This window comes from Streptomyces colwelliae, from assembly GCF_048158785.1.
Lineage (GTDB): Bacteria > Actinomycetota > Actinomycetes > Streptomycetales > Streptomycetaceae > Streptomyces.
This window is the reverse complement of record NZ_JBLTJC010000045.1, coordinates 1-15,019: the sequence shown is the minus strand read 5'-3', so window position 1 is coordinate 15,019 and position 15,019 is coordinate 1. Positions and strand designations below refer to the sequence as shown.

At 69.4% G+C, this 15,019-nt stretch carries 11 protein-coding genes; 1 reads left to right on the top strand and 10 read right to left on the bottom strand.

Going from position 1 to position 15,019, the window contains the following annotated elements:
- Nucleotides 1-19 precede the first annotated feature (19 nt).
- The 9 genes from ACNFOC_RS12405 to ACNFOC_RS12365 all read right to left on the bottom strand — a co-directional run bounded on the left by ACNFOC_RS12405 (nucleotide 20) and on the right by ACNFOC_RS12365 (nucleotide 12,254).
- Complete coding sequence (locus ACNFOC_RS12405; RefSeq protein WP_416959165.1) at nucleotides 20-718, bottom strand: phosphatase PAP2 family protein; 699 nt, start codon at nucleotides 716-718, stop codon at nucleotides 20-22.
- A gap of 248 nt (nucleotides 719-966) precedes the next feature.
- Nucleotides 967-1,863 (bottom strand): ROK family protein, encoded by an 897-nt coding sequence (locus ACNFOC_RS12400; protein WP_416959164.1) that lies wholly within the window; start codon nucleotides 1,861-1,863, stop codon nucleotides 967-969.
- A complete protein-coding gene (locus ACNFOC_RS12395) occupies nucleotides 1,860-3,554 on the bottom strand; it encodes a class I mannose-6-phosphate isomerase (RefSeq protein WP_416959163.1) in 1,695 nt (564 codons plus the stop codon). The genes ACNFOC_RS12400 and ACNFOC_RS12395 overlap by 4 nt, the downstream gene beginning before the upstream one ends.
- Before the next feature lie 29 nt (nucleotides 3,555-3,583).
- Complete coding sequence (locus ACNFOC_RS12390) at nucleotides 3,584-4,498, bottom strand: carbohydrate ABC transporter permease (protein ID WP_416959162.1); 915 nt, start codon at nucleotides 4,496-4,498, stop codon at nucleotides 3,584-3,586.
- Nucleotides 4,495-5,427: a carbohydrate ABC transporter permease gene (locus tag ACNFOC_RS12385; RefSeq protein ID WP_416959161.1), complete on the bottom strand. Its 933-nt coding sequence runs from the start codon at nucleotides 5,425-5,427 to the stop codon at nucleotides 4,495-4,497. The genes ACNFOC_RS12390 and ACNFOC_RS12385 overlap by 4 nt, the downstream gene beginning before the upstream one ends.
- On the bottom strand, nucleotides 5,424-6,809 hold the full coding sequence (locus ACNFOC_RS12380; RefSeq protein WP_416959160.1) for an ABC transporter substrate-binding protein: 1,386 nt from the start codon (nucleotides 6,807-6,809) through the stop codon (nucleotides 5,424-5,426). Before ACNFOC_RS12380 ends, ACNFOC_RS12385 begins: the two co-directional genes overlap by 4 nt.
- A 32-nt stretch (nucleotides 6,810-6,841) precedes the next feature.
- Nucleotides 6,842-7,939: an enolase C-terminal domain-like protein gene (locus ACNFOC_RS12375; protein ID WP_416959159.1), complete on the bottom strand. Its 1,098-nt coding sequence runs from the start codon at nucleotides 7,937-7,939 to the stop codon at nucleotides 6,842-6,844.
- A gap of 97 nt (nucleotides 7,940-8,036) precedes the next feature.
- Nucleotides 8,037-11,159: a discoidin domain-containing protein gene (locus ACNFOC_RS12370; RefSeq protein WP_416959185.1), complete on the bottom strand. Its 3,123-nt coding sequence runs from the start codon at nucleotides 11,157-11,159 to the stop codon at nucleotides 8,037-8,039.
- Nucleotides 11,160-11,486: 327 nt separating this feature from the next.
- The gene (locus ACNFOC_RS12365) at nucleotides 11,487-12,254 is read right to left on the bottom strand and encodes a FadR/GntR family transcriptional regulator (RefSeq protein ID WP_416959158.1); all 768 of its coding nucleotides are present in this window, start codon (nucleotides 12,252-12,254) and stop codon (nucleotides 11,487-11,489) included.
- 248 nt (nucleotides 12,255-12,502) lie between these two features.
- Between ACNFOC_RS12365 and ACNFOC_RS12360 the strand changes: the two genes are divergently transcribed.
- Nucleotides 12,503-13,489, top strand: coding sequence for an aldo/keto reductase (locus ACNFOC_RS12360; protein ID WP_416959157.1), 987 nt, complete (start codon nucleotides 12,503-12,505; stop codon nucleotides 13,487-13,489).
- Nucleotides 13,490-13,532: 43 nt separating this feature from the next.
- Here ACNFOC_RS12360 and ACNFOC_RS12355 read toward each other — a convergent pair whose 3' ends face one another.
- Nucleotides 13,533-14,975, bottom strand: coding sequence for an aldehyde dehydrogenase (locus tag ACNFOC_RS12355; RefSeq protein WP_416959156.1), 1,443 nt, complete (start codon nucleotides 14,973-14,975; stop codon nucleotides 13,533-13,535).
- Between the last annotated feature and the right edge of the window lie 44 nt (nucleotides 14,976-15,019).

Below are 15,019 nucleotides of genomic sequence, written 5' to 3'. Positions count from 1 at the left end.
GACGTGACGTGACGTGACGTCAGCGGCGCTCGCGCCGACCGGTGTCGGCCGTCCGGCCGGACGGCCGATCTCCCAGCCGGTCGGCCATCCGGTCGACCAGCCACGCGGTCGCCGGAACCACCGCCAGCGCGGTGCACCAGCCGCCGAGCACGTCGGTCGGATAGTGCGCGCCCAGGCCGACCTGCGCCCAGCCCATGATCGCGCCGGCCACCAGCCCCGCCGCGAACACGAGTGACGTACCGGCTGTCCTGCCGAGGCCGAGCCGGTCCGTCGCGAACAGCGCCGCCATGAGGGCGAGCGCGGTGGCGAAGGCGGTGTGCCCGCTCGGGTAGGACAGGTTGCCGGGGCCGTGGATGGTACGACCCACCAGATGCTTGAGCAGCGTGGTCGTTCCCACGGTCGTGCCCGCGCCGACCGCGACGAGCACCGCCGCACGGGGATGCCGCATCAGCAGGCAGCCCACCACGCCGGCCACGATCAACATCGCCGATCCCGCGGGTTCCCCCAAGAAGTCCAGGGCCAGGGCGACTTGGCGCCACGGCGGCCGCACACTGTCCGCCGTCGGTGGGACGATCCACCTGTCCACCGCGCCGGGCTCGCTGTGCCCGGCGTACAGGACCCCGAGCGCGACGACCACCAGCGCGGCGAGGACCGCGATCAGCCCGAGCCACGGACGCAGCGGCGGGGGCAGCACCGATGGTGCCGGCCGGCCGGTCACACGTTCACCGCGTCCGGTCGACCTGGGGTGGTGACCTTGCTCCGCCGCCGCCCGCCGTGATCCACCCCGAGCCCCCGTCGTGTCGACTCACTCTCCAGCGACCATGCCCCCATGACCGCCCCGCGGACACCGTCAGCACCCTAGCCGCAATCCGGTCGCGGCAAACCGCCGTTGGATAGTCTCGAAGCACGAGTCCCCATCTGGCCCGCGGGCCTTCGAGGTTGAGCAGCTGCGGGACGAGGCGGTCATCAGCCTGCCGCGTGGGCCGCGCCCACCAGTGCGGCGTCCCCCGTGGACGCGGCTGGTCTTATCGCACGCGCTCCGGGAGGCAGTGGATCCACGTCGGCACCCAGGTCGTCCGGTATCCAGCCCCCGGTCGCGAGACCGGTGGACAGGGCCGGGGCGACGAGGTCCCAGGAGAGGGCCATGGAGCCTCCGACGACCAGGGCGGTCGCGCCGAAGTCCGCCATGCGCGGGCCCAGTGCCAGGCCCAGTCCGGTGAAGGCGTCGTTCAGCACCCGCCGGGCCCGCTCGTCCCCGGCTCGGGCTCGTCCGGCGATGTCGCTCACGTCGGCGGCGGGGTCGCCGTAGCGGGCGAGGATCGCCCTGCGGGAGACGGTGTCCTCCAGTGGTCGGCCGGCGATCTCGGTGAGGTCCAGCCGTCCCTCGGGCGGCACGCCGGGACCGGTGTCGCAGATGCGGCCGTCGGAGAGAAACGCGGAGCCGACACCGGTGCCGAGCGTGATGCCCACGGCGCGGCGGTGCCCGCGGACGGTGCCTGCCGACCACTCGCCGGTCAGGAAGGCATGGGCGTCGTTGAGGAACACGATGTCGCCGGGGCGCTGTCGCATTCCGTGGAGGAGTGCTGCCCGGATGTCCATTCCGTACAGGGCGTCGAACTTGCCCACGCCCTCGAAGAGGGCGATCCCCCTTGCGTAGTCGAACGGACCGGGCACCGCCACACCCCACCGCGCACCAGGAGGCACCGGCAGTCCGTCGGCGCAGCGTCGGACGGTGGCGAGGATGCCCTCTGCGTCGCCGTCCGCGTCGAGCGGCTCGCGCGTACGGCCGGTGACGCGTCCGTCGCGCAGGTCGACGAGCGCCGCGGTGACGTGGGTGCCGCCGATCTCCAGGACAGGGATCAACGGACCAGCGCCTTCACGACACGCACCGGGCCGCCGGCCGCTGCGCGCAGGGTGTAGCGGCCTACCGAGGCCGGCACGGTCAGTGTCTCCGCGTAGGACAGTTCGTGCTGGTCTCCGGCCGCCGTGTGCACCGTGATGCCTTCCCCCTCCACCACGTTCAGGATGTGGAAGCGTCCCTGCGTGTCGTCGGCCGCCTCGGCCTCGGGGTCGAGCACGAACCTCCTCACCTCGTAGAACATCTCGGACAGGCTGCCGATGACCTCCTCCCGCCAACCTGTGCCCTCGCGCAGGGTGCGCGGCTTCTGCACCAGGTCACGGGCGACGGCCGCACCGCGTCGTCCGGTCTCCAGGTTGGCGAACCCGTGCTCGTAGGGGAGGGGGCGCGGGTTGCCGTCGGCGCCGGGCCGCAGCCAGTCGTAGAACCTCAGGCTGTACAGGTAGGGGGTGGCGCTGATCTCCAGTACGAGGTTGCCCGCGCCGCTGGCGTGCGGGGTGCCCGCCGGGATCATGAACAACTGGCCCTGCTCGGCGGGGAAGGCGAGGACGTGGTCCTCGGGGTCCATGGGGACTCCGTCGGTGATTGCCCTCTCCACCTCCTTGCGGAAGACGTCCACGTCGGTGTCCTCGCGCAGGCCGAGGAACACCTTGGTGTCGGTGCTGCCGAGGGTCAGGTAGTACGTCTCGTGCTGGGTGTACGCCCAGCCGAAACGCTCGCGCATGTACGGCTCCTTCGGGTGGCAGTGCACGGAGAGGCTGCCGCCGCCGACGGTGTCGAGGTAGTCGAAGCGGATCGGGAAGGACGTGCCGAAGCGGGCGTGCACCTCCGCCCCCAGCACGCTCAACGGTTCGAGTACGCACAGGAGTTGGAACGGCACTTCGGCCTGGGCCTGCGGTCCGGTGCCGATGAGGATACCGGCCTCGGGTGCGATCAGTTCGTAACCGAGCGCGGTGTTGGGGGAGTCGGGGTTGAAGCCGAGCTCGCGCTGGGCCCAATGGCCGCCCCAGGGCGTGGAGTTGAAGTACGGGCGGGTGCGGACGGGCTTGCGGGCCAGGGCGGCGTACGTGGCGCGCAGGCCCGCTCCGTCGATCCATGCCGGGTGCTCGGGGCGCTGCATGTCGAGCCAGGCGTCGAGGCGCTGGGCGAGCGAGTCGCGGTGTCGGTCGAGCATCGGCCAGTCGATGTAGAAGAGGCGTCTGAAGTCGGGCTTCTCGTCCGGCAGTCCGAGGTTGGCACCCTGTTCACCCGCGCCGACGGCGGCCTCCGCGTAGCGCTTGGGCACATCCGCGTACCAGAACAGGTCGTGCTCCACGAGAGCGGCGCCGGGGCCGTAGACGAGGAGCAGTCCTGCCTGTGGGGGTGCGGGTGTAGGGAGGGTCTCGAAAAGGTCGTCGAGGGGGTTGTCGGCGAGTTTGCGGAAGTAGGGGTCGGCGGTGTCTGTCGGGTGTTCGGTACGGCTCCTGACGTGTGCCGGCGGTGCGTAGTGGCTGCGTATGTCGAGCAGGGTCACGGGGGTGCCGCGGCCCGTCAGTTCGTGTGCGAGGCGATCGGCGAGGAGGGACCAGTCGACGGACGGGGGGCCGTCGATGGCCAACACCGCCGGACCGTCGGGGAGTTGGGAGGCCGCTTGCTGCCATCCGGTGCGGAGGGCGGCCTGCGGGGCGGGGGCGTAGCGCGGATCGAGGCGGTACACGCGGTCTCCTCTGTGGACAGGGGCAGCGCTCATTCCTTGCTCGATCCGGCGAGCATCCCGGACACCAGAGTGCGCTGCGAGAAGACGAAGAGCACCAGCACGGGGAGGATGGCGACGATGATGGCCAGGGCGAGCTCGGGGATGGTGACGTTCAGTCCGGCGCCGGCGACGGGGTTGAACGACGGTGTGGAGGTGAGCAGTTGGTTCAGGCCCACCTGCACGGGGAACTGCTCGCTGTTCGGCAGGACGAGATAGGGCAGGAAGAAGTTGTTCCAGTTGCCCACGAAGCTGAAGAACGCGACCAGTCCGACCACCGGCTTGGCGAGCGGGAGCGCGATGCGCGAGAAGAGCTGCCATTCGGTGCAGCCGTCGATGCGCGCGGCGGACAGCAGGTCCCTGGGGAGGCTGCTCCCGAAGTAGATGTAGACCAGGTACACGCCGAACGGATAGAAGGAGAAGGGGAGTATCAACGACCAGACGGTGCCGATGAGATGGAAGCGGTTGAGCTCCAGGAAGATCGGCAGCACCAGGGTGGCCTGCGGCATGATCATGGTGACCAGGGTGATCACGAGGAGCGTCCTGCGTCCCCGGAACTTCGTCAGCGCCAGCGCGTAGCCGGCCGGAACGCTGACGGCCAGCGTCAGGATGAGCGAACCGCCCGAGTAGACGGCCGAGTTGAGCAGCCACCTCGTCATGGCGCCGTCCTGGAAGGCGAACAAGTGCCGCCAGACGGTGCCTATTTGATGGAACGAACCGAAGGAGAGCGGGTTGTCCCGCACCACTTCGCCGGCGGTCTTCGACGGGGCCAGCAGTAGCCAGATCACCGGCAGTACGAAGAACACCAGGAGCAGGACCAGGAGGAGTCCCACGACCAGGAAGGGGAGGGCCCTGGAAAGGCGGATACGCCGCCTCACGGCCGTCAGGGAGGGAGCGGTCGGTGTCATTTCTCATCCAGCTTGAACAGGTTCGAGCGAGCGACCAGCAGCCCGGCGGCGAGGAGGCCCACGGCGAGGAGGACGACGGAGATGGCGGCGGCGCCGTTGAAGTCGCCCTGCTGGAAGGCGTAGACGTAGGCCAGTTGGTTGGGTGACCAGGTGGGACTCACCCTGCCGAGGCTGGCGGTCTGGAGAAGCTGGGGCTCCACGAACAGCTGGGTGCCCGTCGCGAAGGCCATGATCGCCATGTAGACGATCCACTGCCGGATCATCGGGATCTGGATGTGCCAGGCGGTGCGCCATGGGCCCGCACCGTCCATGCGGGCCGCTTCCAGCACCTCGTCGGGGATGTTGTTCAACGCCCCGTACATCACGACCATCCAGCCGCCGGCGCCGGTCCAGAAGGCGATCAGCATGAGGATCAGCGGCAGGTTGCCGGGGGCCAGGACGGCGGCGAACGTCTTGAACCCCAGGGCGGTGAGCAGCCGCGACACCGGGCTGACGTCGGGGTCCAGCATGAACAGCCAGACCAGCACGCTCGCTACGCCCGCGAGGGCGCCGGGGATGTAGTAGAGGAAGCGGAGGAGCGCCGAGGTGCCCGGACGCACACGGCCGCGCAGGACCACGGCGGTCAGCACGACCAGGACGACGAGCGTCACCAGCCACATGACCAGATAGATCAGCATGTGGGTGAAGGCCGGGGCGAAGCGGTAGTCCTGGACGACCTTCGTGAACTGGTTGAGCCCGGTGAACTGGCCCCGGTCGTTGGTGAGCGACAGGTAGAACGCGTACCCGGTGGGGAAGACGCCGAACGCGAGCAGCAGTAGCGCGTAGCCCGCGACGAAGAAGTAGCCCGCGCGACCGCGGCCCGTGCGCCGCGGCGCGGTGCCACGGCGCACGGGGGAGACGGTGACGCGTTCGGTCTCCAGCAAGGTCACTGATCGACCACCTTGTAGCCCTGGGTCTTCGCCTCGTCGGCTATCTCCCGCTGCCAGGCCGGCAGCGTCTCGGTCAGGCTCTTTCCGGCGGTCAGAGCGGGGAGTACGACGCTGGACCAGGCGGTGGAGTCCGAGAACCTGGTGTTCGACCAGCCGGTCCACACCTCGTTCGCGGCCTGCTCGAACGGCCCGCTCACGTCATTGGCGAAGTAGTCCTTGTTGGCCGGGTTGGCCAGCCAGGCCTTCGCGGCCTGGGCGTAGGCCGGATAGGTGGGCGCGGTGGCCTGGTTCGCGTCGGAGGTGGTCAGCCAAGTGACCAGGTCCGAGGACGCCTTCAGGTTGGCGCTGTGCGAGGACACCATCCACACGCCGCCGCCGACGTTGCCCGTGGCGGCCGTGCTCTCGCCCTTCCAGGTCAGCGGGGGCGCCGCGGCGATCTGCTTGGCCGGAGTCTTGAAGCCGGCCTTGAAGAGGTACTGGCCGTACCAGGAAGGGCCGTAGGCCATCAGCACCTTGCCGCCGCTGTTCTTGGCGAATCCCTGGCTGAAGAAGCCCTGCGTGGCGACGGCCTTGGCGCTGATCAGGTGGTCCAGCAGTGTCGCCATCCGGGTGCACTTCGGGTCCTGGAGGTCGGTGCGCAGGGTGTCCGGCTTCGTCAGGCTGAACGCCGGGCACTGGCCCGACCAGAAGTACGACTCATGGGAGTTGGTGTCGCCGACCGAGCCGACGAGGTAGCCGGGATGCTCCTTGGCGACCTTCGTGCCGAGGGCCTCGTAGTCCTCCCATGTGGTGGGGACCTGGTAACCCCACTTGTCCATGAGGGACTTGTTGTACCAGAGGACGACCTGCGCGATGTCGTTGCGCATGCAGTAGGTGTGGCCGTTGAACTGACAGGGCGTCAGGGAGCCCTTGGCGAAGCCGTCCAGGGTGCTCTGCGGTACGAGCTTCTCGTCCAGGGGCGCGGCGAACGGCTGCGCGCCGGGCTTGGTGGCCTCCGACGCCCAGGTCACGTCCGTCGGCGTGCCGAACACGACGTCGGGCCAGCCGCTGCCGGTCCGGTCGAACAGCTGCACCTTCGACTGGAGGTACGTCGATCCGTCGGCCCCGCCGTCGTACGTGACGACCTTCATCTTCACGTCCGGGTGCGCCTTCTGGTACGCCTGCACCGACGGCAGCCGGGTCGAGTCGGCCCACACCGTTATCTGCGAACTCGCCTTCTGCGCAACCGGCTTGAACGCCGACTGCTTGGACGAGGAAGGGCTGGTGGTGTCGGCGCTTGCGCAGCCCGCGAGGGCGGCCGCGGTGGCCAGGGACAGCGCGATTGCCGCCGCGCGGAGCGGCGAGTGACGCCGGCCGGTTCTCCGAGATCGGGAAGACTCCATCGTCTTGCCTTGCCTTTCTGTTCTTGCGCCGCTCAGCGCGGTTGCTCGACGAACGGCAGGAGTTGGCTGCCGTAGCCGAAATCGAGGGGGAGGGCTATGCCGGGCCCCGTGGGGGCGTGCACCAGGCCCTGGTCGTTCACGTGGCGCTCCCGGACGACGTTCACCGAGGTCACCAGGGACTCGTAGTAGGTGGTGTTGGAGATGGCCATGCACAGGTGGTGGTTGGGAATGTCCGAACCGTGCACCTCGGCCCGCAGCCGGTAGGCGTCGGCGAGATGCGCGGTGCGCATGGCGCCGGTGATTCCGCCCCGGAGGGTGGTGCCGGCCCGGACTCCGAAGGTGGCGGCACCGGCGCGGATGAAGTCCGCCGCGTTCATGTGCGCTCCGTCGGAGGTCTCGGCGACCAGCAGCGGTACGTCCACGACCTCGGCCAGCTTCTGGTACGCGGAGATGCTGAACTCCCGCATCGGCTCCTCGTACCAGAGGTAGTCGGCCTCGGAGAGCGCCCGCCCCAGCCGGATCGCGTCGGGCAGGTCGAAGCCCGCTGAACCGTCGTACATCAGGGGGACGTTGGGGCCGACGTGCTCGCGCAGGGCCAGGCACAGTTCCGCGTCACGGCGGGCGTCGCCCCAGGCGTGCAGTTTGATGCCGCGATACCCCAGGGCCAGGCACTGGTCCGCCACGTCGAGGAACTCCGCGACGCTCGAGAACGTCGAGGTGGAGGCGTAGGCGGGGATGGCGTCCCGGAAGCCGCCGAGCAGGCGCCAGACCGGTTCGCCGTGGTAGCGGCCGGCCAGGTCCCACAGGGCGATGTCGATCAAGCCCAGGGCGGGGAGCGGGAGTTCGTGGATACGGTCCAGCTCCCACACCCGGTGCCACAGCCACTCCCGCTGGAACGGGTCGGCTCCGACCAGCTCCGCGCGGAACACGCGGTCCACCAGGTCCCGCAGCATGGAGTGGGCGCCGGGACGGGCGAAGACCGCCACGCCCTCGGCTCCCTCGTCCGTCCCGATGTGCAGGACCGCGCCGTCGCCCACCGGAGCGCTGCCGCTCAGCCCGTCGCGCCAGCGGAAGGGCGGACTGGCTGCCGGAACATCGATCCGGTGCACTTCGACATGGGTGATCTTCATCCTGGCTTTCGTCTTCTGTAGGGAGAAAGGTTTCGGCTCGGCGGCGGAGTACTCGGAAGCGCAGTGCTCGGCAGCGGAGTGCTCGGCAGCGAGGTGCTCAGAAGCCGCCGTACGCCTGGAGCGCGTAGACGCTGCCGCCGTTGCCGCTGGAACCGGTGACGGTCAGGCGCAGGAAGCGTGCGGTGACGGGGGTGCCGGCGAAGGCGTAGTCGGTCCGCGCAGTGGTGTTCTCGGCGGTGTGGTCCTCGAACGTCGACCAGTTCTGGCCGTCGGTGGAGTACTCCAGGCGGTACTTGTAGCCGCTCGTCAACTCGAAGGTGGTGACCACGGCGGAGACGGCGGTGTCCTTGCCGAGGTCGACCTGGAGCCAGGACGGGTCGGGCAGTCCCAGGCCCTGCGCCCAGCGGGTCGACAGATCGCCGTCGACCGCCTTCGCCGGGGCGTAGCCCACCGACTCGGAGGACGCGGTCGCCGTCCTGTTCAGGGCCAGGTCGTTGTCGGCCGGGGTGGTCACCCCCGCCGCCGGGCTGGGCGCGGAGGCGTTGAGCTCGGCGTCACGTGCCACGACGGTGAAGGAGTACTGCGTGTCGGCGGTGAGGCCGGAGACCCGCAGGGTCGTGGCGTCGGTGACGGCGATCCGCTTGCCGTCCTGGTGGACGACGTAGCTGGTCACGCCGGTGTCATCGGTGGCCGCGGGCCAGCTGACGTCCACCAGTCCGGGCAGCAGCGGCTTGACCGTGGGCTGCCCGGGAGCGGTCGGGGCGGTGTGGTCCGTGACGGTCCTCGGGGTGCCGTAGACCTGGAAGTCGTAGATGCTGCCGCCGTTCCAGTTGGAGCCGGTGACGGTCAGTCGTACGAAGCGGCCCGGGACCGGGGTGTCCGTGTGGGCGTAGTCGGTCGCCGCCGTGGTGTTCGTGGCGGTGCGGTCCGCGAGGGTCTTCCAGTGGACCTCGTCGGGGGAGACCTCGATGCGGTACTTGTAGCCGCTCGCCTTCTCGAAGGTGGTGATCGCGCCGTTCACGTCGTACGACGCCCCGAGATCGACCTGGATCCAGGACGGGTCGGGGAGGCCGAGGCCCTGGGCCCAGCGGGTGGAGAGGTCTCCGTCGACCGCCTTTTCGGGGGTGTTGGCCTCTGAGTACGACGAGGCGGTGATCGGCTTCTTGAGGGCGAGGTCCGTGCCCGAGGGCATGGTGACGCGCAGCGTCGGGCTGGGAGCGGACTCGTTGCCGGCGGCGTCACGGGCGGTGACCGTGAAGGCGTACGTCTTGCCGGCGGTCAGGCCCGGGAGGCGCACCGAGGTCTTGCCGGTTGCGCTGATCAGCTTGCCGTCGCGGTAGACGGAGTAGCCGGTGACGGCGGTGTCGTCGGTCGACGCGGGCCAGGTGAGGTCCGCGATCGTCGGGAAGTCGGTGACCGCGCTCGGAGTGCCGGGGCTGCTGGGCGCCTGGTGGTCGGGGACGGCGGGGCCGGGGTCGAGGTGGCGGTAACTCGCTTGCAGGCCCGCGTTGTTGACGATGGAGGCCGGCAGTTGGGCGCAGGAATCCACGGTGGTGTTGCCGGTGATGGTGCTGCCCGTGCTGTTGGCCTGGGCGGAGTAGGCGGGCTGGCTGGTGTAGTTGCCCGTGGCGTCGATGTCCATGCCGTGGTTGAGGAACAGCCACTGGTAGGCGATGTCGCACAGGGCGTTGCCGGTGTTCGTCCAGTACCGGCTGCCTTCGTCGTGGTAGATCGCGCCGTAGGCGGGCGGCGGTGTGCCGTGGATGTAGTTGCCGGCCACCACGCCGCCGGGGTTGGAGCTCAGCGTGTAGATGGCACCGCCGTCGGCCTGCGACTTCATGATGTCGGAGATCTCGTTGTCCGTGACCTCGGTGTCGCGGCTGGTTGTCGGGGTGTCCCAGATCGGTACGCCCAGATTCCCCGGGGAGTAGTTGCTGTTGCCGCCCTGGTCGGTGAGGCCCCAGCCCCAGCCGACGGAGATGCCGGTGTAGGGCAGGTCGTAGACCTTGTTGTGGGTGATGGTGGTGTGGTCGGTGTAGCCGGCCAGGATGCCGATGGAGCCGTTGTACTGGTCGGCGACCTTGGTGACCACGTTGTTGGCGACCATCGTGTCCTTGGTGATGTCCCGGGGGTCGTCGGGGTGGGCGTCGATCACCTCGACCCCGCCTATCTGGATGCCGGTGGCGGCGATCTGGCGGAAGACGTTGCCCGTGATGTCGGTGCCCTGCGTGCCGGTGTTCAAGTTCAGCCCGACCGCGCCGAGATGGGTGAAGGTGTTGCCCTCGAAGCCGATGCCGTGGCCGTAGGAGACGTTGACGGCGCCGGGCGTCTTCTGCCACTTCAGGCGGGTCGCGTCGAAGTCCGGGTCGTTGCCGACCATTCGGAAACCGGCCTGGCCCTCGATGAGGCCCTCGGATGAACTGGGCGCCAGCCAGGTGGAGTTGGAGAAGGTGATGCCCCGGAAGGACACGTTGCTCACCGGGGCGGTCCTGGTGCCATTGAGGTCCACCAGGTCCTGCACGAGCGGCACGGTGACGTTTGCGGTGGACAGGTTCTGGCCGGCCTTGGGCATGTAGTAGATCTCGCCCGCGCCCTTGTCCAGGTACCACTCACCGGGGGTGTCCAGCAGCTCGCGGGCGTTCTCCAGCCAGGTCGGGTTCTGGATCTCCTGGCCCTGCTGGAGATGCGCGTTGTGCCAACAGGGCTGCTGCATCGTCATCTTGTTGTCGGCGATCGACTGCACGGGGCAGCGCATCAGCTTCCAGCCCCAGGAGTTGACGACCTCCAGGTCCGAGGGGCGCTTGTACGCGTTGAGGCTGGAGTCCGTGAAGGCGTAGCCGGTGGACGTCTGGCTGAAGCCGACGGGGTTCTTGCCGCTGCGCGCCCGGGTCTCCAACTCGCCGTCCACGTACAGCTGGCGGGTGTCGATGTCGCCCACCTCGGCCTTGTAGACCTTGCCCGCCGAGTCGGCCGGGGTCCAGCTGGTGACCTGCTCGCCCCCGCTGATCACCGGGTGTGCGCCGGGGGCGGCCTCGTAGAAGATCCGGTGTCCGTCGCGGCCGGAGTCCCGGGCGGTCAGGGCGAAGGTGCGGCTGAGTTGGTAGGTGCCGGACAGGAGCCGGACATGGATGTCGCCCTTGGCCTTCTGCTTGACGTCGCGTACGTAGTCCCGCGCGTGGTCGAGGGTCTTGAAGGGGTGGGCGGCGGTTCCTGATCCCATGTCCCGGCCGGTCGGGGAGACATAGACATCGAGGTCCGGCGACCGGGGAGCCGCCTGGGCCGGCCCGCCATTCAGCAGGGCGGCCACAACGGCCACCGAGCAGGCGGCCGTGAAACTTCTTCGCAGCGGCACGAGGGCGCCCCTGCGCGCAGACGGATGAGACACACGTATCCAATCGCCTGAGGGAGGTTGATACCTGCAAGTCCCGGTCGTCCACCGGGACTTCAGGGCGTCGGGCGGCCCGATCGCTGTGCCGCGGCACCTGCGGGGTCGGCCGGTTTCACGGGGCCACCGCCGCGGACGGCGGTGGAGCCCCGGTACTGCCACTTATTGAGAGCGCCCCGGAGGTTCCTCGGGGGTCGCGTGAGCGTCGGTACTGAACAGCCGGTCGCGGATCTTCCGCTCGAACTGGCTCTGCGTGGTGCCGATGTGTTCCACCATCAGCCGCTCGGCGAGATCGGCCGCCCCCGCGGCGACCGCCTCCGCTATGGCCACATGCTGGTGTGCGGCGACTTCCAGCGATCCGGGCACGTCACCGTGGAAGAGCAGCACGTCGGACTGGGCCGCCAGGCGCCGCACGCCGGCGACGCTCGCCCTGAGGAACACGTTGTGCGAGGCGGCGCCCACCGAGTCGTGGAAGGCCGCGTCCGCCTTGGCGAAGGTGTCCACGTCGTCCATCGTGGCCGCCGTCAGGGAACTCTCCGCGCTCTCCCGGATGGCCCTGACCTCGATCGGGGTGGCGTGGGAGGCGGCACGGCGAGCTGTCTCCGACTCGATCACCTTGCGGTAGTCCAGGAGCATCCGGACGTCTTCCATGCTGGTCGGCCGGAAGTGCGAGAGCTCGTCGTCCAGCAGTCCGCCGACCGAGGCGGCGACGAAAATCCCGGCGCCGCGCCGCACTTGGAGCCGGCCGATGGCGGCCAGGACCTTCACGGCCTCCCGGGTGACGTTGCGGGACGCTCCCAGGATCTCGGCCAGACCCTGTTCGGTGGGGAGTCGGTCGCCGGGCCGCAGGTTCTGCTGGGCGATGTACTCCAGCAGCTGTTCCGCGACCAGTTCGTACCCCGGACGGTAGGCCGGTGTTGAGTCGCCCAAGGCGAACCCCCTCTTGCGTCACGGATTAATCAGATTCATTTTCGGTGGCCAATATGGCACTGCCGTTGTGAGTTGGGAAGAGGTCGGACAGATCTCGGGCTGAAGGCCAGCGAATACACCGACAAAGCGCGATGAACTGGGCACTCCTGCCGAGGTGTTGCGCGAAATGGATCCCATCCTTAGGGTCCTGCCTGCCAGATGAAGCAGATCCTTCTCTATGCGGCGAGAGCCGTGGAAGCGGGAATCCCGTGAGGGCACGCCCACTCGGCCGTACGAGCGTCCAGGTCAGCGCGCTGGGATTCGGCGCCGCCCCCGTCGGCAATCTCCACAGCCCGATCGGCGAACTCCAGGCACAGGCCACCCTCGATGCCGCCTGGGACGCGGGGGTGCGCTACTACGACACCGCCCCGCACTACGGCCTCGGACTGTCCGAACGGAGGCTCGGCGATGCCCTCGCCCACCGTCCACGGACGGAGTTCACCATCTCCACCAAGGTCGGCCGACTGCTGGAACCCCACCCGGCACCCACCGGATCCGACCTGACGGCAGGCGGCTTCGCCGTACCCGACACGCTGGTCCGCCGCCCGGACTACTCACGGGACGGTGTACTGCGAAGCCTGGAAGGCAGCCTGGAACGCCTGCGACTGGACCACGTGGACATCGTCTACGTCCATGACCCCGACGATCACCTGGACGTCGCCCTCGGTCATGCCCTGCCCGCGTTGATCGCTCTGCGCGACCAGGGCGTCATCGGCGCCGTCGGTGTCGGCACGAACACGGTCGCCCCGCTGCTGCGCGTCGTCGCGGAGGCGGAGGTCGACGCCGTCATGGTGGCCGGGCGGTGGACCCTTCTCGACCGCACCGCCCGCCCGTTGCTGGACGCGTGTGCCGAACGCGGGGTCGCGGTGGTGGCCGCCGCTCCGTTCAACTCCGGTCTGCTCAGCCGTCCTTACCCCGCGAGTGACGCTACCTTCGACTACGGCCCCGCCCCGGAATCGGCACTGCGCCGTGCTCGGCTTCTTGGCGAGGTGTCCGCCCGACACGGCACCGAACTCCCGCACGCCGCCCTGCGGTTCCCGCTGCGCGACCCTGGCGTGGCCTGTGTGGTCGCGGGCTTCCGTACCCCTGAGGAGGCCATGTCCGCCGCCCGCTGGACCGTGACCGATCTGACCGAGGAGGCGTGGCTGGACCTCGACACGGCAGCCGCGCGGGCGGCGGACGTCCCGCTCTCGTAGCAGCGGCTGAAATGGCGACAACGCTGCCAAGTCCGACGCCTGGTCACAGCGTGACGGTCTTGTACTCCACATACTGCGCGAGCCCAACTGCCCCGTACTCGCGGCCGATTCCGCTGGCCTTGTAGCCGCCGAAGGGGCCGTCGAAGGCGATGGGCGCACCGTTCACGGTGACCGTGCCGGTGCGCAGGCGGCGGGCGACGGTGAGTGCGCGGGCCTGGTCGGCGGACCACACCCCGCCGGAGAGGCCGTACTCCGAGTCGTTGGCGATCCGTACGGCGTCGTCCTCGTCGTCGTAGGGAATGACGACGAGGACCGGTCCAAAGATCTCCTCCTGCGCGATCCGCATGGAGTTGTCCACGTCGGCGAAGACGGTCGGGGTGACGTAGTTGCCGCCTTCGAGGCCGGGCGGGATCTGGGGGCCGCCGGTGACGAGGCGGGCGCCTTCCTTGATGCCGAGTTCGATGTAGTCGCGTACGCGCTGCTGCTGGTCGGGGCGGACCATCGGGCCGATGAACGTGTCGGGGTCGTTCGGGTCGCCCACCTTGAGCGACTCGACGAGGTTCTTCAGGGCGGTGACGACTTCCTCGTAGCGACCGCGTGGCGCGAGGACCCGGGTCTGTGCGATGCAGGCCTCGCCGTTGTTCAGCAGGGACGCGAATTTCAGTCCCTGTACGGCCTGTTGGACATCGGCGTCGTCCAGGATGACGGCCGCCGACTTGCCGCCGAGCTCCAGGCTGACCCGCTTCAGCTGCTCGCCCGCGATGGACGCGATCCGGCGGCCGGCCCCGGTCGAGCCGGTGAACGCGATCTTGTCCACGTCGGGGTGCGACACCAGGTACTCACTGGTCTCGCGGTCGGCGGGAAGGACGCTGATCACGCCCTCCGGCAGGTTGGACCGTTCCAGGAGTTCGGCGAGGAAGCCCATGCTGAGCGAGTTCTCGGGGGACACCTTGAGGACGACCGTGTTCCCGGCCAGCAACGCTGGGATGACCTTGGCCAGGGCCGCGGAGAACGGGGAGTTCCACGGGATGACGGCGGCCACGACACCGATGGGCTCGCGGCGCAGCACGCTCCGGGTGGGGGAGCCGGGGTCGGACGGCGTCAGGGTCTCCTCCCAGCCGAGTTCCTCGGCCGCCTTGAGGTAGGCGCCCGCCTGCCGGCCGAGTCCCGGTTGCCCGGCCAGCGTGAACCAGCCGGCCGAACCGTTCTCCGCCGAGATCAGCGTCGCGATCTTCTCGGCGTCGGCCTCGCGCAGGGCGTTGAGCTGGCGGATGGCGGCGATGCGTTCCGCAGGTGCGGTGTGCGGCCAGGGGCCCTCGTCGAAGGCGGCGCGGGCGGCGGCCACGGCCCGGTCCACGTCGGCGGGGCGGGCCTGCGCGGCCCGGCCGATCACCGTGCGGTCGTGCGGCGAACGGATGTCGAGCAGCTCGGGGCTGCTTGGAACGGTCCACGAACCCGCGATGAAGAGTCGGTCGTAGGTGATCATGTGCGCTCTCCTGGGGGCTGGGGCGGTGAGGTGAGGGGGTGAGG

What these genes read in the sequence shown, in the direction of transcription:
- ACNFOC_RS12390 (WP_416959162.1), bottom strand. Translation starts at nt 4,498, where the DNA reads ATGACACCGACCGCTCCCTCCCTGACGGCCGTGAGGCGGCGTATCCGC.
- ACNFOC_RS12380 (WP_416959160.1), bottom strand. Translation starts at nt 6,809, where the DNA reads ATGGAGTCTTCCCGATCTCGGAGAACCGGCCGGCGTCACTCGCCGCTC.
- ACNFOC_RS12375 (WP_416959159.1), bottom strand. Translation starts at nt 7,939, where the DNA reads ATGAAGATCACCCATGTCGAAGTGCACCGGATCGATGTTCCGGCAGCC.
- ACNFOC_RS12370 (WP_416959185.1), bottom strand. Translation starts at nt 11,159, where the DNA reads ATGGGATCAGGAACCGCCGCCCACCCCTTCAAGACCCTCGACCACGCG.
- ACNFOC_RS12355 (WP_416959156.1), bottom strand. Translation starts at nt 14,975, where the DNA reads ATGATCACCTACGACCGACTCTTCATCGCGGGTTCGTGGACCGTTCCA.